Origin of the sequence: Amycolatopsis tolypomycina (assembly GCF_900105945.1) — a bacterium.
GTDB lineage: Bacteria > Actinomycetota > Actinomycetes > Mycobacteriales > Pseudonocardiaceae > Amycolatopsis > Amycolatopsis tolypomycina.
In genome coordinates this window covers 1,402,624-1,422,812 of sequence record NZ_FNSO01000004.1, presented here as the reverse complement: position 1 = coordinate 1,422,812, position 20,189 = coordinate 1,402,624, and the positions used below count along the sequence as shown (strand labels likewise).

The window sequence follows — 20,189 nt, the reverse complement described above, 5'->3', positions numbered from 1 at the left end:
CCCCGTGCTCGGTCACCCCGACCGGGAGGGGGTGAAGAACGGAGAACGACCAGATGGGCGATTACGCCAAGGCGCTCGGGGCCAAGCTCCGCGGGATCCGCCAGCAGCAGGGCCTGTCCCTGCACGGGGTCGAGCAGAAGTCCGGTGGGCGCTGGAAGGCCGTCGTCGTCGGCTCGTACGAGCGTGGCGACCGCGCCGTCACCGTGCAGAAGCTGGCCGAGCTGGCCGACTTCTACGGTGTGCCGGTGGTCGAGCTGCTGCCCGAGGGCCGGGTCCCCTCCGGTGCCGAGCCCGCCACCAAGATCGTGATCAACCTCGAGCGCCTGCAGCAGCTGCCGGCCGAAAAGGTGGGCCCGCTCGCGCGGTACGCCGCGACGATCCAGAGCCAGCGCGGCGACTACAACGGCAAGGTGCTCTCGATCCGCACGGAGGACCTGCGGTCCCTGGCGATCATCTACGACATGACCCCGGGCGAGCTGACCGAGCAGCTCATCGACTGGGGCGTCCTGCCGCCGGAGGCGCGGCCCTCCAAGGAGGACTGATCCGGATCCGAGAGTGCGCGAAACCGACGCAGTGAGCGTTCCCCGGTGGGGCACCGGAGACGCTCACTGACTCGTCGGGGGGCCCGCAGCACTCAGAGAACGGCGCGCAGGCGGTCGGCGATCGTGCCGATGCGGCCCAGCACGCCGTTCACGAACCGCGGCGAGTCGTCCGTGGACAGTTCCTTCGCCAGGCCCACGGCCTCGTCGATCGCGACCGGGTCCGGCACGTCCTCGGCCCAGAGCAGCTCGTAGACGCCGACGCGCAGCACCGCGAGGTCGACCTTCGGCATCCGCTCCAGTGTCCAGCCCTGCGCGTGCTCGGCCAGCAGCTCGTCGATCTGGGTCTTCCGCCCGGTGACGCCCTCGACCAGGCTGATCGTGTAGTCCGCGATCGGGTCGACGTCCGTCGCGCCGACCCGGTCGGCCAGCAGCGTCACCGCGTCGGTGTCGCGCTGCGCGGCCTCGTACAGCATTTCCACCGCGCGGCGGCGAGCCTGACGACGGCTGATCGCGCCGCCGCGGTTCGGGTGGGGTTTCGACGTCGGCATCAGCTGGAGACGCGGCCCAGGTAACGGCCGTCGCGGGTGTCGACCTTGATCTTCTCGCCGGTGGTCAGGAACAGCGGGACCTGGATCTCCGCGCCGGTCTCCAGCGTGGCCGGCTTGGTGCCGCCGGTGGAGCGGTCGCCCTGCAGGCCGGGGTCGGTGTGCTGGACGACCAGCTCGACCGACGTCGGCAGCTCGACGTACAGCGGCTCGTTCTCGTGCACCGCGACCTGGACCTCGGTGTTCTCGAGCATGTAGTTGGCGTTGTCGCCGACGACCTCGGGCGAGACGGTGATCTGGTCGTAGGTGTCACCGTCCATGAACACGAAGTCCTGCCCCTCCTTGTAGAGGTAGGTCATGTTCCGGCGGTCGACCGTCGCCGTCTCGACCTTCGTGCCCGCGTTGAACGTCTTGTCGACCACCTTGCCGGTGAGCACGTGCTTGAGCGTCGTGCGCACGAAGGCGCCGCCCTTGCCCGGCTTGACGTGCTGGAACGCGGTGACGGTCCACAGCTGGCCCTCGAGGTTGAGGACGAGCCCGTTCTTCAGGTCGTTGGTCGTGGCCACGAGCTTGCAGTCTCCTGTGTCGAATCTTCGGGTTCGGGGCCGCTGTCAGACGACCACGAGGTTCTTGGTGCTCAGGGTGAGGAGTTCGGGCTCCCCAGCCCGCACGACGAGCGTGTCCTCGATGCGCACGCCACCGCGCCCCGCCAGGTACACGCCGGGCTCGACGGTGACCGCCATACCGGCGGCCAGTGTACCGACGCCCGTCGCGGCGAAGCTGGGCGCCTCGTGGATCTGCAGGCCGACGCCGTGCCCGAGGCCGTGCGCGAAGTGCTCCCCGTGGCCCGCGTCCGCGATCACCTTCCGCGCGGCGGCGTCCACATCGGACACCTCGGTGCCCGGCACGACGGCGTCGACCCCGGCCGCCTGCGCGGCGTGCACGAGCTCGTAGACCTCCCGCTGCCAGTCCGCGGGCGCGCCGAGGACGAAGGTGCGGGTCATGTCGGAGTGGTAGCCGTCGACGGTCGCGCCGAAGTCCAGCTTCACGAAGTCGCCGCGCTTGAGCTCGGCGTGCGTCGGCTGGTGGTGCGGGATGGCCGAGTGCGCGCCGGCGGCGATGATGGACGCGAAGCTGGGCGCGGCCGAGCCGTGCTCCAGCATCCGGTTCTCCAGGTCACGGGCGATCTCCAGCTCGGTCCGCCCGGGCCGCAGGCCACCGGCGGCGAGCAGGTCGTCGAGTGCCCGGTCGGCGGCGGCGCACGCCTGGCGCAGCGCCTCGATCTCGGCTTCGTCCTTGACCTCGCGCAGCTTCTCGACCAGGCCGGGGGTGCGCTTGAGGGGCACCTCCTGCCGGAGGGCTTCGTACTGCTCGACGCTGACGTGCTGGCTCTCGAACCCGAGCTGCCCGTACGTCTGGGGGGCCTTCGCGGCTTTCGCGACGAGCGCGGCGGCGCTGGCCCGGTCGACGACGGTCTCGAGGTCGGGCACCTCGGCGGCCGACTGGGTGGTGTAGCGGCCGTCGGTGCAGAAGAGCGTCTCGCCGTCCCCGCCGGCGTGGAGCAGCAGGGCGGCGTTGGAGCCGGTGAACCCGGTGAGGTAGCGGATGTTCAGCAGGTCGGTGACCAGCAGCGCCTCGACACCGGCCCCGGTCAGGAGCCCGCGCAGCGCGGCACGACGTCGTCCATGGGTTTCAGGCACGCGTACCAGCCTAGTTCCCCGGCGGCGCCTACACTCCGCAGCATGAGCGCCTGGGTGATTCGCGGACTGGTCATGGCGGTGTTGCACGGCGCGGCCATCACCTTGCTGGCCAAGTACGCCGTGTACCACCCGACGGACCAGGCGCTTCCGGTGTCACTGGCCCTGGCGGTCCTGGTCGGCGCGGCGGCGCTGTGGAGCGCGCTGGACGCGTGGCGGGGCCTGCCCGACCGCGGCCGCGTGTGGTTCATCGCGGCGCTGGTCGCGGGCCCGGTGGCGGGGATCCTGTACGTGATCGGCCGCGCGGTGTTCGTGGACCAGACGGGCGTGTCCGAGCTGGGCGGGGCACTGACCGGCGGCGCGGCGTTCTCGGCGCTGCTGGTGCTGATCCCGGCCGGGCTGGGGCTGTTCGTCGGCGGCCGGATCGGACGGTCCCAGCGGTCGGGCGAGGAGCCGCGGGCGTAGCTGCGGTCCCGCCCCGAACCGGGGGGCACTTTCACGTGAAAGTGCCCCCCGGTTCGGGTGCCCCTTCCGGTGGCGGGCTGCTTCGCTACCCCGCCAGGGAGGCCCCCGGCGGGTAGGCGTCCCACTGGGCCGCGGTGACCGGGCGGGCCGTCGAGCCGTTGTTGCCCACCACGCCGCCGTCGGGGACCGGCCGGCGACGGCCGTCCAGCACGAACGCGAAGCCGCGGCCCGGCGCCACCACCGCCTCCGCCCCCGCGCGCAACCGGGTCGCGAGCGGCAGCGTCGCCCACGCCGCCGGGGCCTTGTCGAGGACCTCGCCCGCCAGCGCCACCGCCACCGCGCGGCGGTCCACCCGGATCCGGGCGCCCGCCCGGACCAGGTCCATCGTGCGTTCCGGGGAGGGCGCCGTCACGCCGTCGAACGTCGCCGCCACGCGGCCGGGGTTCTCGCAGGCCCGGCTGCCCAGCAGGTCCAGCCCGAAGTGCCGCAGGTCGGTCGGCGCGCCGGCGCCACCGAGCGTGGTCGCACGCACCAGGTCGAACGGCACCCGGTCGCACGGATCGGCCGACGACAGCGGCGCGTGCCCGTCCGCGCGGCGGACCAGCCCCGGCCCTTCCTTCCACGGCCCGGGGATCAGCACGGGCTGGAACGGGTGCTCGGAGAAGTCCGCGGTCCAGAACGTGAGCGTCGTCCCGCCGTCGGTTTCGTGCGCGACGACGAACGCGGCGAGCGCGCCCACCCACATCAGGTCGGCGCTGAAGCCGTCGACGATCGACCGGGCGCGCGGCGCCGACGTCGACGCCACCGGCACGAACCCGCCGACGTCCAGCGCCTGCACCCCGGACCCGAACGCCGGGTCGCGCGAGCGGAGCAGGAACTGCCCGGCGCCGTTGCTGCCCGCGGCGCGGGCGGTGGTGTCGGTGAACATCAGGTAGAACCAGCCGTCGAGGTAGACGACGGACGGCTGGCCCGCGCCGTAGACGTTCGCGCGGTGCACGTCGTGCGACGGCCCGAGGATCGGCCGCCCGCCGGCCGCGCGGGTCCAGTGGATCCCGTCGGGGCTGGTGGCGAGCCCGATGGCGTTGCCGAGCGCGTGGTCCCCGGCGGCGCCGGTGTAGTAGAGGTAGTAGGTCGAGCCGACGCGGAGCACCGACGGGTCGCAGGTGTGCATGCCGTCGAACTGCCCGGGCGCGCCGGAGAACACGGCGGCCGGGATCCCGCCACCCGGTCCGGTGAACGGCCCGTCGAAGGACTGGGCCTGCGCGTAGAGGATGTCGTCCCCGGCCGGCCCGGCCCCGCCGTACTGGCTGCACCACCACATCCGCGTCTGCCCCCGGTCGAGCATCACGGACGGCCCGTAGTTGTAGACGGCATCGGCCCCACCGGCGGCGATGACACCGCCACTCTGCCGGGGGTCACCCGAAGCGAGCTTGACATCGGTGGGCCGCGGCGGCGCGGCGGTCTTCCCGCCCCCGATCGCCGCCTGGTCGCCCGAAGCCTGCGGCTGGGCGTAACCCTGGGTGCAGCCGGCGAGGAGGACTCCCGCCACCAGGCTGGCGAAGAAGGCACGAGCGGGCCGCCGACCCCCACGACGAAACGGGTGCACGACACCGGAGTGTAGCGAGAAGCTTCACCCGGCCGGGCGGCCACTTGCCCGATCGAGGTCCCCCGATCGCGGTCGCCACGCCCGGGCTCACGGCCTCGGCTCGAGCGCCCCAATGTGGCGTTGGGTGCGCTCAACGCACCGAACGCCACATTGGGTGCGTCCAACGCACCGAACGCCACATTGGGTGCGTCCAACGCACCGAACGCCACATTGGGGCGCTTCACCCGGGCCGGGTCACGCGTCCGCGGCCGGTCCCTCCACCGCGACCAGCTCGACCTCGAACCCGGCCCCGTTCTCCAGGTACGCCGCGTAGTGCCTCTCCCCGCCCGCGTGCGGGTACCGATCCGCGAACAGCGGCCGCCAGCCGTGGGCGAGAGCGCTGGCCGCCAGGTCGTCGACGCGAGCCCGCGTTCCCACGTGCAGCGCCAGGTGGTTCAACCCCGGCCGGGTGCGCTCGTGGTCCCGCGCGCTCAGTGCCGGTGACTCCTCGGCCACCAGGTACGTCCCGCCCAGCCGCCAGCTGACTCCGGCCGGCCAGCGCTGGAACTCGCGCCAGCCGAGCTCGCCGAGCAGCCACCCCCAGCTTCGCGAAGCTTCGGCCAGGTCCGGCACCCACAGCTCGATGTGGTGCGGCCGCCCGTGCGCCGTCGGCAGCGCCACCAGCACGCGGTGCAGGTCGCCGTAGTGCACGCCGCTGCCGACGTCGAGGAAACCCAGGCGGGCCGCCACCGCCCGGCTCGCCGCGTTCTGCTCGTGGACCAGCGCCCACACCGCCGGGAGGCCAAGCGTGCCGAGCCCGTGGTCCAGCAGCGCGCCGGCGGCCTCGGTCGCCAGCCCCTGCCCCGCGTGCGCGCTCGCCACGTAGTAACCCAGCTCGGGCACCCCGCCCGGCAGTTCCGACGACGGCCGCAGGTGCGCGACGCCGATCACCGCGCCGTCGCGCTCGATCACCCAGTGGCCCTGACCCGCCGGGCCGCGGTAGGCCAGGCGGTGGTCCACCATCGCGTTCGCCGCGGCCGGGTCGGAGAAGTCCGCCGCGAAGTACCGGCTCATCTCGGGGTCGGCGAACACCTTCACCACGGCTTCGCGGTCCGCCTCGGTCAGTGGCCGCAGCGTCAGCCGGGGCGTCGTGAGCAGCGTCATCCCGCGTGGGTGGCGAGCCAGCGCAGGGCGAGCGGGTAGCCGTCCACGCCGAGCCCCGCGATCACCGCCGTCGCGATGTCCGAGAGCACGCTGTGGTGCCGGAACGCCTCCCGCTTGTGCACGTTCGAGATGTGCAGCTCGATCAGCGGCGCGCTCAGCTGCGCCGCGGCGTCGCGCACCGCGATCGAGTAGTGCGTCCACGCGCCGGCGTTGAGGACCACCGGGTTGCCGCCGTCGGCCGCTTCGTGCAGCCAGCCGACCAGCTCGCCCTCGTGGTCGGTCTGCCGGACCTCGACCTCGATGCCGAGTTCTTCGCCCGCGCGCACGCACAGCGCCACGAGGTCGTCGTGCGTGGTCGAGCCGTAGACCGACGGCTCGCGCTTGCCGAGCCGGCCGAGGTTCGGGCCGTTGAACACGAACGCCTTCACAGCAGCACGCTCCCGGACGCCGGTTCCGCCGAGATCGCCGAGTACGCGGCCGCGAGCAGCGCCGGGTCCGGGCCCTCCAGCCTGCCGGGCTTGGCGAGCGCGTCGAGGACGACGAACCGCAGCGCCCCGGAGCGGGTCTTCTTGTCGCCCTTCATGGTTTCCAGCAGCTGCGGCAGCGCGTCGGCGTCGTACGTCGTCGGCAGGCCGAGCAGCTTGAGCACCGCCGCGTGGCGCTCGGCCGTGGCGTCGTCGAGCCGCCCGGCCAGCCGCGCCAGCTCGGCGGCGAACACCAGGCCGACGCTGACCGCGGCGCCGTGGCGCCACCGGTACCGCTCGCGGCGCTCGATGGCGTGGCCGAGGGTGTGGCCGTAGTTGAGGATCTCGCGCAGGTCGGACTCGCGCAGGTCGGCGGCGACGACGTCGGCCTTCACCTGGATCGACCGCCGCACCAGCTCGGCCAGGACGTCGCCGGTCGCGTCGAGCGCGGCGGCCGGGTCGGCCTCGATCAGCTCGAGGATCCGCGGGTCGGCGATGAAGCCGGTCTTGACGACCTCGGCCATGCCGGCGACGAGCTCGTTCGGCGGCAGCGTCTCCAGGGTCGCGAGGTCGACGAACACCGCGCTCGGCTCGTGGAACACGCCGACGAGGTTCTTGCCGGCGTCGGTGTTGATGCCGGTCTTGCCGCCGACCGAGGCGTCGACCATGCCGAGCAGCGTCGTCGGCACGTTGACCAGCCGGACCCCGCGCATCCACGTGCCCGCGACGAACCCGGCGAGGTCGGTGACGGCCCCGCCGCCGAGGCCGACCACGGCGCCGCGGCGGTCCAGCCCGATCCGGCCGAGCACCTCCCAGCAGAAGCCCGCGACGGTGAGCGCCTTGCCGTCCTCGGCGTCCGGGATCTCGACGCGGTGGGCGTCGAGGCCGGCCGCGTTCAGCTCGTCGCGGATGGCCTCGGCCGTGGTGGTCAGCGTTGGCGGGTGGATCAGCGCGATCTTCGAGGCGTCGGCCAGGTGCTCGACGAGGTCGCCGAGCAGGCCGCGGCCGACCACGACGTCGTAGGGCTGGGCGGTGGCGACGTGAATGCGCGCCGGATCGGACTGCGCCTTTTCAGACACGGGGGTGACTCACTCCTTGGCTTCGGCGGGCGCGGCGAGCTCCGCCACGAGGTGCGCGACGATCTCGGCGGGCGTCCGGTCGTCGGTGACGATCTCGACGGTGGCGACCTCGCGGTAGACGGGCACCCGCTCGTCGAGCAGTTTCTTGAAGGTGGCGCGGGGGTTCACCCCGGCCAGCAGCGGCCGCGCGCTCGACAGGCCGGTGCGCTGCACACCCGCCGCGAGGCCGACATTGAGGAACACGACGGTGTGCTCGGCCAGGCGCGCCCGGGTGCCGGGCGTGAGCGGGGCGCCGCCGCCGAGGGAGAGCACGCCCTCGTGCTCGGCCAGCGCCGTGGCGACCGCTGCTTCTTCCAGCGCGCGGAAAGCGGGTTCGCCGTCCTCGGCGAAGATGTCGGAGATGCTGCGCCCGGCGCGCGCGACGATGTCGTCGTCGCTGTCGCGGAACGCGACGCCGAGCGCCTCGGCGAGCAGCGGCCCGACCGTGCTCTTGCCCGAGCCGGGCGGGCCGACGACCACCGCGCGAGGACTCACCACCGCTCCTCGAGGGCCTTGAGGTACGCCTCGGCGTTGCGCTTGCTCTCGGCGAGCGAGTCGCCGCCGAACTTCTCGAGCGCGGCGTCGGCGAGGATCAACGCCACCACGGACTCCAGCACGACACCCGCGCGCGGCACCGCGCAGACGTCCGACCGCTGGTGGATCGCGACCGCGGGCTCGCCCGTCTTGACGTCTACTGTGGACAGTGCTTTGGGGACGGTCGAGATCGGCTTCATGGCCACCCGCACGCGCAGCGGCTCGCCGTTGGTGATGCCGCCTTCGAGGCCGCCCGCGCGGTTGGACCGGCGGGTGACGCCGACCGGGCCGGTGCCGCGGTCGATCTCGTCGTGCGCCTGGCTGCCCCAGCGGCGCGCGGTCGTGAAGCCGTCGCCGACCTCGACGCCCTTCATCGCCTGGACGCCCATCAGCGCGCCGGCCAGCCGCGCGTCGAGGCGGCGGTCCCAGTGGACGTGGGAGCCGAGGCCCGGCGGGAGGCCGTAGGCGAGGACCTCGATCACGCCGCCGACGGTGTCGCCGGCTTTGCGGACGGCGTCGACCTCGGCGACCATGGCGTCGGTGCCCTCCTGGCTGAAGGAGCGCACCGGACTCTCGTCGATGGCGGCCAGGTCACCCGGCTGCGGGAGCGGGCCCTCGGGCGCGTCGGCGCCGCCGATCGAGACGACGTGGCTGAGGATCTCGACGCCGAGCAGCTGCTGGAGGAAGTTGCGGGCGACGGTGCCGAGCGCGGTCCGCGACGCCGTCTCGCGGGCACTCGCGCGCTCCAGGACGGGCCGGGCCTCGTCGAAGCCGTACTTCTGCATGCCGGGCAGGTCGGCGTGGCCGGGGCGGGGCCGGGTGAGCGGTTCGTTGCGCGCGAGGCCGTCGAGGATCTGCGGGTCGACCGGGTCGGCCGCCATGACCTGCTCCCACTTGGGCCACTCGGCGTTCTCGATGTGCACCGCGACCGGGCCGCCCTGGGTCAGGCCGTGGCGGACGCCGCCGAGGAACTCGATGTGGTCGGTCTCGAAGCCCATCCGCGGGCTGCGGCCGAAGCCGAGGCGGCGCCGGGCCAGCTGTTCGGTGACGTCGGCGGTGGTGACGGCGACGCCCGCGGGCATGCCTTCGAGCACGGCGGCCAGCGCGGGTCCGTGCGATTCACCTGCGGTGATCCAGCGCAACATGGGCTCAATCCTGTCACGGGTGCGGTCCGGGCCGGGACATGCCTCCGGTCACTCCGCATCCCCGGAGGGCGGCTCGCGTGTCCGAAGGCGCATCTCACGTGATTGGAGGCGCATCTCACGTGATTGGAAGCGTAACTCGCGTGATTGGAAGCGTGACTCGCGTGATTGGAGGGTCGACACGGCGTCCATGCCCGTGTCGACTCCTCAATCACGCGTGTCGGCTCTCCGATCACGGGTGGTGGCTCATCCGGGACCCCCTGCGGCCCGGATGAGCCACCGGCTTCACAGCGTCAGGCGGAGCAGGGCCGGGCCGTTGGCCAGGCGGACTTCCAGTGCCGCCAGGTCCGGCTGCCGCAGGGCCGTGCCGATCGACAGGCGGGCCGTGTTGTCCGGGACCGCCTTCCAGGTCGCGAGCTGCGTCTCCGTCCCGGACCGGGAGATCGCCACCAGGAGGTACTCGCCGCCGCTGAGCCGGCCCGTGTAGCTGCACGACATGTCGACCTGCGTGCCCCAGGCGAACGCCGCCAGGCGGGCGTCCGCGCGGACCGGGAACTCGCCCAGCGCCGTCATCGCCACCCCGGGCGGCGGCGCCGGCGGCGGCGCCGAGGCCACCACGCCCAGCGCGACGCAGGCCGCCACCGCGACCGCGGCCGAGCCGGACGTCACCGCCAGCCGGAGCCGGCGGCCGCGCCGCACCCGCCGGAGCACCGCCGGCAGCAGGTCCGGCGGGGGCGGGCCGGGGTCGGGCAGCGACGCCGGCGTGTCCACCCTGGCCAGCAGCCCGGGCAGCCCCGCCAGCTCGCGCACCGACGCCGCGCAGCGGTCGCACGTGCGCAGGTGCTCCTCGAACCGCTGCCGGTCCTCGGGGGCGAGCGCCCCCAGCACGTACGCGGCGTCGAACGTCGCGAACGGATCCTCGCTCACTGGGTCACTCCCCTCTCTTCGAGCACCAGGCGCAGTGCGCGCAACGCGTAGTGCGTGCGCGACTTGACCGTCCCTTCGGCCACCCCCAGCTTCAGCGCCGCGTCGGCGACCGAATAGCCATGGAAGTAGCACAGCAGCAGCACCTCGCGGTGCCGTTCCGACAGCTCGGCCAGCGCCTCGGCGACCAGCCAGCCCTGCACCGCGCGGTCGGTGCCGTCGGCGACCACGCGGTCCGGCGGCCGGTCGGTCGTCACCTCCGACCGGGCCGACGCCGACCGCCAGCCGTCGATCGCGATCCGCCGGGCGACCGTGAACAGCCACGCCCGCGCCGAGCCCTGCGACTGGTCCAGCACCGCCGGCGACCGCCAGGCCCGCAGCAGCGTCTCCTGGACGACGTCCTCGGCCCGGATCCGGTCGCCGGAGGTCAGGTGCAGCGCGTAGGACCACAGCGCGGCCGCGTGCTCCTCGTGCAGCGCCCGCATGAGTGCCTCTTCGGCGACTTCTCCCACGAACTCAGGCCGCGACGCGGCGCCGGTCCCTCAGGAACAGCAGGGCCAGGCCACCCACGATGCAGACCGCCTCCGTGATGACGCCCCAGTACTCCGGCTGGCTGTTGAACTGGTCGTGGTTCCCCAGGAACCCGACCGTCGCGGCGAGCACGTACGCGCCGAGCGTCAGCGCCCCGAAGCCGAACGCGCCCAGCGCGGGCAGCCAGTGCCGCCAGGCCAGCACCGCGATCGCCAGCACCAGCCCGGCGATCGCGTCGAGCAGGAACAGCGTGCCGGTGAGGCCCGGGTAGTCCTGTGTCCACAAGAAGTAGTGCACGCCCGCCGAGCCGAGCAACGCGGCCGCCACGACGATGCGCAGAACCCAATTCACCATGATCGTTCCTCCACTCCACACCCACTCCGGTACATACACGAGGCAGGGGCCGATCGGGTTCACCGGAAATTGAACCGAACGGGTGGCGATCTCGTTCCTTAGGTCATGACAGCCGAACTGCACTCCCGCCGCACCGTCCTGTCCACCGGTGCCGCCGTCGCCGGTGCCGCCGTCGGCGCCGTCGCCCTCACCGCCTGCTCGTCGGAACAGAACGGCAAATCGGGCACCGCGCAGGCCCCGATCGCCGCCGGAACGCCGCTGGTCGCGCTCGCCGAGGTCCCGGTCGGGCAGGCGAAGGCCGCGAAGGCCCCGGACGGCTCCGACGTGATCGTGGCCCGGACGTCCGAGTCGGCCTGCGCCGCGTTCAGCGCCGTGTGCACGCACCAGGGCTGCACGGTGACGCCGAAGGGCGCCGACCTGGTCTGCCCGTGCCACGGTTCGGTGTTCAACGCGCTCACCGGCGAGGTCAAGCAGGGCCCGGCGAACAAGCCGCTGCCGAGCGTGCCGGTCAAGGTCGAGAACGGGAAGGTCGTGACCGGCTGACGAGCCGGGCGCACGCGAAGGGCCCTTGTGGACAATTCGTCCCAAGGGCCCTTCGTGTGACAGAAAGAACTCAGGCGTCCCAGGCGAAGAGCTTCTCGCCGGCGGTGACGTCCCGCTCGGTGTCCAAACCGGACAAAACCTCCGCCGCGGCGTCCAGCGCGACGACCGGGACGATCGCCGAGTAGCCCGCCGCGGTCACCGCCTCGGGGTCCCAGCTGACGACCGGCTGGCCGGCCCGCACCTGCTCGCCCTTGACGACGTGCAGCGTGAAGCCCTCGCCCTTCTCCTTGACCGTGTCGATGCCCAGGTGGACCAGCACGGCCTTGCCGTCCTCGGTCGCGATGACGTACGCGTGCGGGTGCAGCGTCGCGACCGTGCCGTCGACCGGCGCCACCGCGTCCGAGCGCCCGCCCGACGGCTGCACCGCAATGCCCGGCCCCACCATGGCCTCCGCGAACACCGGGTCGGGGACCTCGGTGATCGGCACCACGCGCCCGGCGACCGGGCTGAGGATGTCCGACGTCACAGCAGGTCCTCGATGTCGCTGGCGATGGTGTCCGCCTCCGGCCCGACGATCACCTGCAGGGCCGTCGACCCCATCTTGACCACGCCCATCGCGCCGGCCTTCTTGAGCGCGCCCTCGTCGACGAGGCTCATGTCCTCGACCTCGCAGCGCAGCCGCGTGATGCAGCCCTCGATCTCCGTGAGGTTCTCCGTGCCGCCGAGTGCGGCGAGGATCTTTTCGGGCCTGTCATCCGCCATCGCGGTCTCCTTGATCACTGTTTGTTCCCAACCTGACGCGCACCGCGTGTCCACCTGTACTACGCCGTTCGCCCGCTTGCACCCCGCCGTGGGCCACGAACGGATAACGGTGGTTGACACCCGTCCGCGCGGCGGAGCATCCTGCCCCATCAGATCATTGGTCTAGACCGGAACGTACCAATGTTCCGGCCCGGGCGCGAGCACCGGTCCCCGGTGACGCGAGAACGAGGAGGGTGACGCCGATGAGCGCGGCCGCGCACGTCCCGCCGCCCGACAAGGTTGTCAACGGGCCCACGCCCAAGCACGCCCAGCTGCGGGAAATCCTCCGCCGCACGGTGGAGCGCGAGCTCCCGCCGGGTGCGCCGATCCCGTCGGAACGCGACCTGGCCCAGCGCTACGGCGTGTCGCGGCTCACGGTCCGCTCGGCGATCGGCAAGCTGGTCGAGGAGGGCCTGCTCGCCCGGGTCCGCGGGAAAGGTACGTTCACCGCGGCCCGGCGGATGGAGCTGCAGCTCTACCTGATGTCGTTCACCGACGACATGCGGAGGCGGGGGCTGACCCCGACGACCGAGGTGGTCTCCGCGGCCACCGAGGTGCCGCCCACCGCCTCGGCACACGCGCTCGGCCTGGCCGAGGGCGCTCCGGCGCACCACCTGGTGCGCCTGCGGCACGCCGACGGCGTGCCACTGGCCGTCGAGCGCGGCTGGTACCACGCGGGCCGGGCTCCCGGCCTGCTCGGGCTCGACCTGACCCAGTCGATCTACGCGCAGCTGGCCGAGACGTACGGCGTGCGTCCCGACCAGGCGTGGCAGACGGTCTGGGCCGAAGGCGCGGACCGCGAGACGGCCCGGCTGCTCGGCATGCGCGCCGGCAGCCCGCTGCTCGTGTTCCGGCGGGTCTCCAGCGCGAACGGCGACCCCATCGAAGACATCACGTCCTGGTACCGGGGAGATCACTACCAGGTGACCATGCAGTTGGACCGGAACACCCCGGAACCCGGTCAACCACCCCACTATGGAGGATCCAGATGAGCTCCACCACCGCGGAGGGGGCGAAGAGCAAGGGCGGCGGAGGTCTCGCCGGCCTGCAGCGCTTCGGCCGCAGCCTCATGCTCCCCATCGCCACGCTCCCGGCGGCCGGTCTGCTGAACCGGTTCGGCCAGGACGACATTCTCGGCAAGACCGGGCTGGGCTGGGACAAGGTCGCCGCCGTCATCGGCGCGGCGGGCAACGCGCTCTTCGACTGGCTGCCGCTGCTGTTCGCGATCGGCATCGCGGTCGGCTTCGCCCGCAAGGGCGACGGCTCGACCGCGGTGGCCGCGGCCGTCGGCTGGGTCGTCTTCAACCGCGTGATCCAGGCGATCGCGCCGATCAGCAGCCAGACCGGCTACAAGCCGAGCTGGGACGGTTCGCCCCTGCACTGGCCCTACAGCGTGCTGACCGGCATCGTGTCCGGCATCGTGGCGGCGCTGCTGTGGCAGCGGTACCACCGCATCAAGCTGCCCGCGTGGCTGGCGTTCTTCGGCGGCCGCCGGTTCGTGCCGATCATCACCGCGTTCGCGATGATCATCCTGGGCGTGGTCTTCGGCCTGGTCTTCAAGTTCGTCGACGCGGGCATCCAGAACCTCGGCGAGGCGATCGTCGGCGCCCCGGTCGTCGGCGGCGGCATCTACGGCTTCTTCAACCGGCTGCTCATCCCGGTCGGTCTGCACCAGCTGCTGAACGTCCCGGTGTGGTTCATCTTCAACGGCGGCGACCTGACCAACTTCTTCAACCACGTGCAGGGCTCGGGCATCTTCATGACCGGGTTCTTCCCGATCTTCATGTTCGCCCTGCCCGCGGCGGCGCTGGCGATCTGGCAGACCGCGCGCCCGGCGCAGAAGAAGGTCGTCGGCGGTGTGATGATCGCGGCCGCGCTGACCTCCTTCATCACCGGCGTGACCGAGCCGATCGAGTTCTCGTTCATGTTCGTGGCGTGGCCGTTGTACATCTTCCACGCGATCATGACCGGCCTTTCGCTGGCGCTGGTCAACGCCCTGGACATCCACCTCGGCTTCTCGTTCTCCGGTGGCGCGATCGACTTCCTGCTCAACTCCAGCCTGGACACCGCGCACAAGGCGTGGCTGCTCATCCCGATCGGGCTGGTCTTCGGCGTGATCTACTACTTCGTGTTCCGGATCGTCATCACGAAGTGGAACCTGCGCACGCCGGGCCGCGAGGACGACTCGATCGAGGCGGACCTCGACCGGACGGCCGCGAAGTAACATCCGAACCGACGTAAACCAGTAGGGAGAGGACGAACATGCCGGAGAAACGCGTCGCCGTGGCCAGCAAGGTGGGGCTGCACGCCCGGCCGGCCGCGCTGGTGGCGAAGGCGGCCGCGGCGCAGCCCGTCGCGGTGCAGATCGCCAAGGCCGGCGGGAACCCGGTGGCCGCCGGCAGCGTGCTCAACCTGATGACGCTGGCCGCCGGCTACGGCGACGAGGTCATCATCAGCGCCGAGGGCGAGGGCGCCGAGGAGGCCGTGGAAGCGGTCGCCCAGCTGGTCGCCACCGACCTCGACGCCTGACGAAACCCGCGAAGGCCTCCGCACCGGTCCCCGACACCGGTGCGGGGGCCTTCGTTTCGTAGGGTGGACGCATGGAGAGCGTGCGCCTGATCGACGAGTGGCCGGTGGACAACGCCGCGACGGCCGTGGTGTCCGCCGGTGGTGCCGTGCTCGGCGCCCACGGCGACACCGCGCGGAAGTTCCGGCTGGCCTCGGTCTCGAAGCCGCTGACCGCCTACGCCGCGTTGATCGCGGTCGAGGAGGGCGTCGTCGAGCTGGACACCCCGGCCGGGCCCGCGGGCTCGACCGTGCGGCACCTGCTGGCCCACACCTCCGGCCTCGCCTTCGACGCGCACAAGGCGATGGCCGAGCCGGGCACGCGGCGGCTGTACTCCAACGCCGGGTTCGAGCAGCTGGCCGACGCGCTCACCGAGCACTCCGGCATCCCCTTCGCGCAGTACCAGGCCGAGGCGCTGTTCACCCCGCTCGGCATGACGTCGACCGCGCTGGAGGGCTCGCCCGCGGCCGGTGCGGTGTCCACTGTGGACGACCTGGTGGCGTTCGCGGCCGAGCTCCAGGCCCCGAAGCTGCTCGACCCGGCCACGGTCGCGGAGGCGACGAACGTGGTGTTCCCCGGCCTGTCCGGCGTGCTGCCCGGCTTCGGCCACCAGAAGCCCAACGACTGGGGCCTCGGCTTCGAGCTCCGCGACCACAAGAGCCCGCACTGGACGGGCGCGAACAGCTCACCGCGGACCTTCGGCCACTTCGGCCAGTCGGGCACGTTCCTCTGGGTCGACCCGGACGCGGGCGCGGCCTGCGTCGCGCTGACCGACCGCGCCTTCGGCCCGTGGGCCGCCGAGGTCTGGCCGCGCTACACCGACGCCGTCCTCGCCGAACTGGGCTCCCGCGGCACCTCGTGAGTGAAAAACCGGGTTAGAACACGGTTTCTCACTCACGACCAGCCGCGGCAGGCCGATCAGCCGAACGGCCCCCGGCGGCAGGGTCCAAAGACCCTGCCGCCGCCGGGGCGCCGGTGGTGTCATCTAAGGGTGCAGGCCCGCCGCAGGGCCGGTGCGGGGACCTCGGGCCCCGGCGGGCCGCACACCTTCACCCCTCCATGACGCGGATCGGTGACCCCGCCTGGTAGGCCGCGATGTCCTCGACCGCGTCGCCGTAGAAGATCTCGTAGACCTCCCGGGTGACGAAGCCGATGTGCGGCGTCAGGACCGCGTTGTCGAGTGTCCTCAGTGGATGGTCGGCGGGGAACGGCTCGGTGTCGTAGACGTCCAGCGCGGCGGCGCGGATCTCCTTGCGCCGCAGGGCGTCCACCAACGCCGCCTCGTCGACGATCGGGCCGCGCGAAGTGTTCACCAGCAACGCCGTCGGCTTCATCGCCGCCAGCTCCGCCGCCCCGACCAGGCCGCGGGTGCGCTCACCGAGCACCAGGTGCACCGACAGCACGTCCGAGCGCGCGAACAGCTCCTCCTTGGTCACCGCGGTGACGCCGTGCGGGCCGGCCTTCTCCTGCGTCAGGTTCTGGCTCCAGGCGATCGTCTCCATCCCGAAGACCTGCCCGATCTTCGCCGCGCCCGCGCCGAGCCTGCCGAGGCCGAGCAGGCCGAGCGTCTTGCCGTGCAGCATGGTGCCGACACCCGTCTGCCAGCCGCCCTCGCGCATGGACCGGAACTCCTGCGGCAGGTTCCGCGACGCCGCGAGGATCAGCGCCCAGGTGTGCTCGGCCGTCGGCTCCCCGATGTACCCGGTGGCGGACACGACGACGCCGTTGCGCCGCGCGGCCGCCACGTCGACGGCCGCGTTGCGCTTGCCCGTGCTGACCAGCAGCTTCAGGTCGGGGAGGGCGTCGAGCACCTCGGCCGGGAACCGGGTGCGCTCGCGCATCGCGACGACGCATTCGAAGCCCTGCAGCTGCTTGACGACGTCGGTGAGCGGCTCGGTGAAGACCGTGATGTCGGCCTTCAGCGAGTCCCAGTCGCCGAAGGTGAGGGCGACGTTCTGGTAGTCGTCGAGAATCGCGATGCGCATGGCCTCACCGTAGCCCGACGAACACGTCCACCCGGACCAGGTGGTGGTCGGAGGCGTCGTTCAGCCGGGCCAGCGGGTCGGACGGCACCGGCCAGAACACCTCGGCGTGCCAGGGCAGCAGGCCCTTCGACGGCAGCACGTAGTCCGTCCGCAGGTTGCCGGGCGCGACGTCGTTGAAGTCGCCGGTGTCGAAGTACGGGTCGCTCTTCTGGCCGACGTTCGCGCCGCCCTGGGCCTGCGCGGCGAGCACCGCGCCCCGGCTGCCCGGGTAGGTCTCGACGACGCGCCGCGCGTCCAGCAGCTGCTCGATCGCGCCGGGGACGCTGTCGCCGTCCAGGGGGTCGGAGTTGTTGTCGCCCGCGATCACGAAGCGCTCCGACGCGCCCAGGCCACCGCGGTGGCCGTGGTCGTCGTAGATGTAGCCGCCCTTACCCGGGGTGACGTAGTCGGCCCAGAAGCGGATCTCGTCGTGGTTGCGGGTGCCGTTGCGGTCCTCGGGGCCGTCGAAGCTCGGCGGCGTCGGGTGCGAGACCAGGAAGTGCACGGTCGAGCGGCCGATCTTCAGCGGCAGGTCCCAGTGCGACTTCGACGACAGCCGCAGGATCGCCAGCTCGGCGGGGGTGTACCAGTCGTGCGGCGCCGGCGTGGCCGGGTCGTCGGGCAGCAGCGCGCCCGGCATGTCCTTCCACAGGAACTGCTGGAACGTCCGGACGTGCGCGAGGTCGATCGGGTACTTCGACAGCACGAGCAGCCCGTACTGGCCCTCGAAGGCGCCGAAGCCCTGCGCGTCGTTGCCGCCGCCGACCGTGCCGCTGCGGTCGAGGTCGAAGCCGGTGGGCACGCCCGTGTTGACCGGCGCGGTGTAGGCGTACGGGTAGTCGATGGGCTTCGCGCCGTGCTGGCCGATCGCCAGGTAGTTCTTCCGGAACAGGTCCGCGGCCGCGTTGCCCGGCACGTAGTCGAACTCGTTGACCAGCTGGACGTCCGCGCGGTTGCGCTGGATGACCTCGGCGACCTCCTGCGCCTGGGCGTTGCCCGGCGTCGAGAGGTCGGTGACGAGCTGGCCGGCGGCCGCCCGGTTCAGCGAAGCGTTGAAGGTCGCGAAGCGGACATTCTGCCCGAAGCTCGCGGACGCGGTGGCGGGCACGGACAAAGCGACGAGCGCGGCGATCGACAGGCCGGCGGCGATGCGTTTCACGGCGGTCACCCTATGCCGGAAATCAGCCGTCCGGGTGAGCAGCAGGTGAACGGCCGACGTGACGCAGCCCTCTTGAACACGTTCAAAGCGGCGGCGCTAACGTGCAGCGCGTGGCCAAGAGCGAGGAAACGCGGTCCCTGATCGTCACCACCGCGATGCGGCTGTTCACCGAGAACGGCTACGACCGCACGACGATGCGCGCGATCGCGGCCGAGGCGGGCGTCTCCGTCGGAAACGCCTACTACTACTTCTCGTCCAAGGAACAGCTGATCCAGGGCTTCTACGACGAGATCGCGCGGCAGCACCTGGCGGCGGCCCGGCCGCTGCTGGCCGAGCGCGCCGGCTTCGCGGACCGGCTCAAGGCGGTGCTCCTGTGCTGGCTCGACGTCGCCGAGCCCCACCACCGGTTCGGCACGCAGTTCTTCGTCAACGCGGCCGACCCGGAGTCGCCGCTGAGCCCGTTCAGCGACGACTCCTCGGCCGCCCGCGCAGCCTCGATCGGCCTCCTGCGCGAGGTCGTCGAGGGCTCCGACGTCAAGCTCGACCCGGAACTGCGGGCGCAGCTGCCGGAACTGCTCTGGCTCTACCAGATGGGCGTGGTCCTGTTCTGGGTCCACGACCGCTCGGCCGGCACGAAACGCAGCCGCATGCTGGTCGAGCGCAGCGTCCCGCTGCTGGCCCGGCTGGCCGCGCTCTCCCGGCTGCGGGTGTTCCGCCCGGTCAGCCGGGAGATCGTCGACCTGATCCACGACCTCGCTAGGCGGGACTGACCGCCCGGAAGTACAGGAACCGCGGCTTCGCCTTCAGGTTCGCCGCCCACTTCGGGTCGACGGCGTCCGCCTCCGGGGCCGGCATCGGCTCCACCAGGCGGTCGACCGCGAAGCCCGCGTCACGGACCGCCTGGAACGTCCAGCTCAGCGGGCGCCGGTAGAAGCGGACCACGTTGCCCGGCGGGAACTCGTCCTCCAGCAGCTCCAGCTCGAAGTAGTTCTCCTTCTCGAACCAGCGCCAGTCCTCGCCCGGGTGGTGCACCGAGAACACCAGCGCGCCACCGGGTACGAGCACCCGGCGGAACTCGGCCAGCGTCGGGCCCCAGTCCGCCAGGTAGTGCAGCACCAGCGACGCCGTCACGACGTCGATCGAGGCGTCCGGCAGGGCCAGCGGCCGGGCGATGTCCGCGACCTCGAACCGGGCGACGTCGCCGAACCTCTCGCGGGCCACCGTGATCATGCCCGCGCTCGAGTCGAGGCCGAGCACGTCGGCGCCGCGCTCGGCCAGCAGTGCGCTCAGGTGCCCGGCCGCGCAGCCGACGTCGAGCACGCGCCGCCCGTCGACGGCGCCGGCCAGGTCGAGGATCGCCGGCCGGTCGTAGAGGGCGTTGGTGGTCGACTTCTCCGCGTGCTCGGCGTAGGCCTCGCTGTGGCCGTCGTACTGCTCGGCCCGCGCGCGGCCGAGGATCTCTTCGACCACCTCCGTCTTGGCGTCGGCGTAGTTCTGGATGTACTTCCACGTTTTCGCGGCCAGTTCCCGCTTCTTCGCCGCGTACAGCGCCAGCTCTTCCGGGTGCGAACGCAGGCGGTCGCGGAAGAGGCGGTAGCGCGGTGTCTGGCCGTTGCCCGGTGAGTACACGTGCAGGTTGATGTTCGTGTCCGGGCCCTTGAAGCAGCGGTGCTTCTCCCAGTCCGGCTCGCGGATCACGAGCCGGTAGCCCACCGCCTCCAGCGCGGGGACGTAGGCGTCCTCGTCGTCGGAGTCCGGTACTTCCAGGAGGATGTCGACGATCGGCTTCGCGCACAGGCCCGGCACCGACGTCGAGCCGACGTGCTCGAGCACGAGCACCCGCTCCCCCAGCACGCCCCGGATCCGCTCGGCTTCGCGCTCGAAGAGCCGCGGCCACTCCGGGTCGTAGTCGGCGAGGGTGACGGTGGAGTTCAGCTTCGGCGCTTCACCGACCCACGCACTCTGGACCTCTTCGTCGTTCAACGCTTCTTGGCTGGTCATTCCGGTAGACCCCCTTCAGAAAGGCAGTCG

Annotated in this window: 25 protein-coding genes; 8 read left to right on the top strand and 17 right to left on the bottom strand. The window is 72.1% G+C overall.

Translation table 11 applies throughout. The features are described 5' to 3' along the window. Positions 1-53: 53 nt before the first annotated feature. Entirely contained in the window at positions 54-542 is a 489-nt protein-coding gene (gene bldD, locus BLW76_RS17305; RefSeq protein ID WP_003096372.1) for a transcriptional regulator BldD, read from the top strand. 92 nt (positions 543-634) lie between these two features. Here the strand turns inward: bldD and nusB are convergent, their stop codons facing one another. The 3 genes from nusB to BLW76_RS17290 are packed head-to-tail and all read right to left on the bottom strand — an operon-like array spanning position 635 to position 2,787. After that, positions 635-1,090, bottom strand: a complete 456-nt coding sequence (nusB, locus tag BLW76_RS17300; protein ID WP_091308410.1) for a transcription antitermination factor NusB — start codon at positions 1,088-1,090, stop codon at positions 635-637. Then, entirely contained in the window at positions 1,090-1,653 is a 564-nt protein-coding gene (gene efp / locus BLW76_RS17295; RefSeq protein ID WP_091308408.1) for an elongation factor P, read from the bottom strand. The genes nusB and efp overlap by 1 nt, the downstream gene beginning before the upstream one ends. Before the next feature lie 45 nt (positions 1,654-1,698). Then, positions 1,699-2,787, bottom strand: coding sequence for a M24 family metallopeptidase (locus BLW76_RS17290; protein ID WP_091308404.1), 1,089 nt, complete (start codon positions 2,785-2,787; stop codon positions 1,699-1,701). A 42-nt stretch (positions 2,788-2,829) separates the two neighbouring features. Here BLW76_RS17290 and BLW76_RS17285 point away from each other — a divergent pair, with 42 nt between their 5' ends. Then, positions 2,830-3,249 carry a B-4DMT family transporter gene (locus BLW76_RS17285; RefSeq protein ID WP_167384637.1) on the top strand — a complete coding sequence of 140 codons (420 nt, stop codon included), beginning with the start codon at positions 2,830-2,832 and terminating at the stop codon, positions 3,247-3,249. An 85-nt stretch (positions 3,250-3,334) separates the two neighbouring features. On the opposite strand, the gene BLW76_RS17280 is transcribed toward BLW76_RS17285, so the two are convergent. From BLW76_RS17280 to BLW76_RS17240, 9 genes are all read right to left on the bottom strand, one after another. After that, complete coding sequence (locus tag BLW76_RS17280; RefSeq protein WP_091308400.1) at positions 3,335-4,855, bottom strand: glycoside hydrolase family protein; 1,521 nt, start codon at positions 4,853-4,855, stop codon at positions 3,335-3,337. A 234-nt stretch (positions 4,856-5,089) separates the two neighbouring features. After that, positions 5,090-5,998 (bottom strand): GNAT family N-acetyltransferase, encoded by a 909-nt coding sequence (locus BLW76_RS17275; protein WP_091308397.1) that lies wholly within the window; start codon positions 5,996-5,998, stop codon positions 5,090-5,092. Further along, a complete protein-coding gene (aroQ, locus tag BLW76_RS17270) occupies positions 5,995-6,426 on the bottom strand; it encodes a type II 3-dehydroquinate dehydratase (protein ID WP_091308394.1) in 432 nt (143 codons plus the stop codon). Before aroQ ends, BLW76_RS17275 begins: the two co-directional genes overlap by 4 nt. After that, positions 6,423-7,541, bottom strand: coding sequence for a 3-dehydroquinate synthase (gene aroB, locus BLW76_RS17265; RefSeq protein ID WP_091308391.1), 1,119 nt, complete (start codon positions 7,539-7,541; stop codon positions 6,423-6,425). The genes aroQ and aroB overlap by 4 nt, the downstream gene beginning before the upstream one ends. 9 nt (positions 7,542-7,550) lie before the next feature. Continuing rightward, positions 7,551-8,075: a shikimate kinase gene (locus BLW76_RS17260; protein WP_208613316.1), complete on the bottom strand. Its 525-nt coding sequence runs from the start codon at positions 8,073-8,075 to the stop codon at positions 7,551-7,553. Beyond that, a complete protein-coding gene (gene aroC, locus BLW76_RS17255) occupies positions 8,072-9,259 on the bottom strand; it encodes a chorismate synthase (protein ID WP_091308386.1) in 1,188 nt (395 codons plus the stop codon). The genes BLW76_RS17260 and aroC overlap by 4 nt, the downstream gene beginning before the upstream one ends. 282 nt (positions 9,260-9,541) lie before the next feature. Further along, entirely contained in the window at positions 9,542-10,183 is a 642-nt protein-coding gene (locus BLW76_RS17250) for an anti-sigma factor family protein (RefSeq protein WP_091308384.1), read from the bottom strand. Beyond that, the gene (locus tag BLW76_RS17245) at positions 10,180-10,692 is read right to left on the bottom strand and encodes a sigma-70 family RNA polymerase sigma factor (RefSeq protein WP_091308381.1); all 513 of its coding nucleotides are present in this window, start codon (positions 10,690-10,692) and stop codon (positions 10,180-10,182) included. The genes BLW76_RS17250 and BLW76_RS17245 overlap by 4 nt, the downstream gene beginning before the upstream one ends. A 4-nt stretch (positions 10,693-10,696) precedes the next feature. Further along, complete coding sequence (locus tag BLW76_RS17240; protein WP_091308378.1) at positions 10,697-11,065, bottom strand: hypothetical protein; 369 nt, start codon at positions 11,063-11,065, stop codon at positions 10,697-10,699. Positions 11,066-11,170: 105 nt separating this feature from the next. Between BLW76_RS17240 and BLW76_RS17235 the strand changes: the two genes are divergently transcribed. Beyond that, positions 11,171-11,608, top strand: coding sequence for a QcrA and Rieske domain-containing protein (locus BLW76_RS17235; RefSeq protein WP_091308376.1), 438 nt, complete (start codon positions 11,171-11,173; stop codon positions 11,606-11,608). Between the two features lie 70 nt (positions 11,609-11,678). On the opposite strand, the gene BLW76_RS17230 is transcribed toward BLW76_RS17235, so the two are convergent. Further along, positions 11,679-12,134 (bottom strand): PTS sugar transporter subunit IIA, encoded by a 456-nt coding sequence (locus tag BLW76_RS17230; RefSeq protein ID WP_091308374.1) that lies wholly within the window; start codon positions 12,132-12,134, stop codon positions 11,679-11,681. Further along, the gene (locus tag BLW76_RS17225) at positions 12,131-12,370 is read right to left on the bottom strand and encodes a PTS sugar transporter subunit IIB (protein WP_167384636.1); all 240 of its coding nucleotides are present in this window, start codon (positions 12,368-12,370) and stop codon (positions 12,131-12,133) included. The genes BLW76_RS17230 and BLW76_RS17225 overlap by 4 nt, the downstream gene beginning before the upstream one ends. Positions 12,371-12,612: 242 nt before the next feature. Here BLW76_RS17225 and BLW76_RS17220 point away from each other — a divergent pair, with 242 nt between their 5' ends. The 4 genes from BLW76_RS17220 (at position 12,613) to BLW76_RS17205 (ending at position 15,837) form a co-directional block, all read left to right on the top strand. Continuing rightward, positions 12,613-13,401, top strand: a complete 789-nt coding sequence (locus BLW76_RS17220; RefSeq protein ID WP_091308367.1) for a GntR family transcriptional regulator — start codon at positions 12,613-12,615, stop codon at positions 13,399-13,401. Next, positions 13,398-14,633, top strand: a complete 1,236-nt coding sequence (locus tag BLW76_RS17215) for a PTS transporter subunit EIIC (protein WP_091308362.1) — start codon at positions 13,398-13,400, stop codon at positions 14,631-14,633. The genes BLW76_RS17220 and BLW76_RS17215 overlap by 4 nt, the downstream gene beginning before the upstream one ends. A 38-nt stretch (positions 14,634-14,671) precedes the next feature. Further along, positions 14,672-14,938 carry an HPr family phosphocarrier protein gene (locus tag BLW76_RS17210; protein WP_091308360.1) on the top strand — a complete coding sequence of 89 codons (267 nt, stop codon included), beginning with the start codon at positions 14,672-14,674 and terminating at the stop codon, positions 14,936-14,938. Positions 14,939-15,009: 71 nt separating this feature from the next. Further along, positions 15,010-15,837, top strand: coding sequence for a serine hydrolase domain-containing protein (locus BLW76_RS17205; RefSeq protein WP_091308357.1), 828 nt, complete (start codon positions 15,010-15,012; stop codon positions 15,835-15,837). Positions 15,838-16,024: 187 nt separating this feature from the next. On the opposite strand, the gene BLW76_RS17200 is transcribed toward BLW76_RS17205, so the two are convergent. Further along, a complete protein-coding gene (locus tag BLW76_RS17200) occupies positions 16,025-16,960 on the bottom strand; it encodes a D-2-hydroxyacid dehydrogenase family protein (protein ID WP_091308355.1) in 936 nt (311 codons plus the stop codon). Between the two features lie 4 nt (positions 16,961-16,964). Further along, on the bottom strand, positions 16,965-18,158 hold the full coding sequence (locus BLW76_RS17195; RefSeq protein WP_091308352.1) for an endonuclease/exonuclease/phosphatase family protein: 1,194 nt from the start codon (positions 18,156-18,158) through the stop codon (positions 16,965-16,967). A 110-nt stretch (positions 18,159-18,268) separates the two neighbouring features. Between BLW76_RS17195 and BLW76_RS17190 the strand changes: the two genes are divergently transcribed. Then, positions 18,269-18,928: a TetR/AcrR family transcriptional regulator gene (locus BLW76_RS17190; RefSeq protein ID WP_091308350.1), complete on the top strand. Its 660-nt coding sequence runs from the start codon at positions 18,269-18,271 to the stop codon at positions 18,926-18,928. On the opposite strand, the gene BLW76_RS17185 is transcribed toward BLW76_RS17190, so the two are convergent. After that, a complete protein-coding gene (locus BLW76_RS17185; RefSeq protein ID WP_091308349.1) occupies positions 18,915-20,159 on the bottom strand; it encodes a GrpB family protein in 1,245 nt (414 codons plus the stop codon). The genes BLW76_RS17190 and BLW76_RS17185 overlap by 14 nt on opposite strands. Positions 20,160-20,189 lie beyond the last annotated feature (30 nt).